Raw genomic sequence first — 1,457 nt, 5'->3', positions numbered from 1 at the left:
TTCGCCTGACCTCTTGTTTTAGGGTTAGCTTTCATCTGGCTCCACCGCCAAGGCGGGGGAGGTGCTGAGACCCAAGGTCGAAGCGGAGGGGGTGGTCTTAGAAATGACTACAAACTGCGTCCGATAACCACTTTCATGATCTCATTTGTACCACCGTAAATCTTCTGGACGCGGCTGTCACGATACATGCGGCCAATGCGATATTCATTCATAAAGCCGTAGCCGCCGTGAAGCTGAAGGCAGCGGTCAATAACTTCGCATTCTTTATCCGTGACCCAATATTTGGCCATAGACGCCGTGACCGTGTCCAGTTCACCGCGCAAATGTTTTTCCGCGCAATCATAGACAAATGTCTTGGCGATTTGCGTGATCGTTTTACATTCGGCGAGTTCAAATTGAGTGTTTTGGAAGGCTATAATCGGCTTGCCAAACGCTTTGCGTTCTTTGCAATACTCAATCGTCAGCTCCAATGCAGCTTCCATTTGCGCCACGCCCTGTACAGCAATGTTCAGGCGCTCTTGGGGGAGCTCCTGCATTAGCTGAATAAAGCCTTGTCCCGGCTCAGGGCCAAGCAAAGCGTCAGCAGGGACTTTCATATCATCAAAGAACAGCTCGGCTGTATCTTGCGCGTCCATGCCGACTTTATCGAGAATACGGCCGCGGCGAAAACCCTCCAGCTGGTCCGTTTCAACAACGAAAAGCGATTTAGAAAACTTACCTTCGCCGCCTGTATCGGCCACAATAATAATCAGGTTGGCTGTACCGCCATTGGTGATGAATGTTTTAGAGCCATTAATCAGCCAGCCATTGCCGTCTTTTTTGGCGCTTGTTTTAACGTTTTGTAGATCGGAGCCCGTTCCCGGTTCTGACATGGCAATCGCGCCGACAAACTCGCCGGATGCCATGCGCGGAAGCCATTTTTGCTTCTGCTCTTCCGTGCCGTAATGCAGGATATAAGGCGCAACAATTGCGTTATGAAGGGACAGACCAAAGCCGTCGACATTGGCTTTAACCAACTCTTCCATAATAATCATTTCGTGGCGGTAATCCCCGTCTCCGCCGCCATATTCTGCCGGAATAGCACAGTTTAAAAGGCCCATATCGCCAGCCATATTCCAAAACTTGCGATCAACTTTTTTATTCTTTCGAAAGGATTCCGAATGCGGCGCCATTTCGCGGTCGTAAAACCCGTACACGGCCTCGCGGAAAATATTGATATCTTCTTCGTCATACCAGTCCGGATTTTTAAAATTTAAAGCGCCCATTAGTCTCTCCTATTTATTGTGTTTGAGGTGTTGCCACCCCCTCCGAGCGCTACGCGCCCACCTCCCCCGCCCCGGCAGTGGAGGCCGCAAGATGCGACTCAAGTTTTATATAAAGGTCGTCCAACACGGAATCGACCTCATGGTAAATTTCATCATTGGAATAACGGTAAACCGTCCATCCCAAATTATTTA

The 1,457-nt window shown here is 49.6% G+C and carries 2 protein-coding genes; both read right to left on the bottom strand.

Annotated elements, in window-relative coordinates:
• Window positions 1-107 precede the first annotated feature (107 nt).
• On the bottom strand, window positions 108-1,265 hold the full coding sequence (locus H142_RS0113630; RefSeq protein WP_017932708.1) for an acyl-CoA dehydrogenase family protein: 1,158 nt from the start codon (window positions 1,263-1,265) through the stop codon (window positions 108-110).
• Between the two features lie 49 nt (window positions 1,266-1,314).
• Complete coding sequence (locus H142_RS17295; RefSeq protein ID WP_407689924.1) at window positions 1,315-1,449, bottom strand: hypothetical protein; 135 nt, start codon at window positions 1,447-1,449, stop codon at window positions 1,315-1,317.
• Between the last annotated feature and the right edge of the window lie 8 nt (window positions 1,450-1,457).

Origin of the sequence: Robiginitomaculum antarcticum DSM 21748, assembly GCF_000365025.1 — a bacterium.
Classification (GTDB): Bacteria; Pseudomonadota; Alphaproteobacteria; order Caulobacterales; family Maricaulaceae; genus Robiginitomaculum; species Robiginitomaculum antarcticum.
This window is presented reverse-complemented; position numbering and strand designations above follow the sequence as displayed.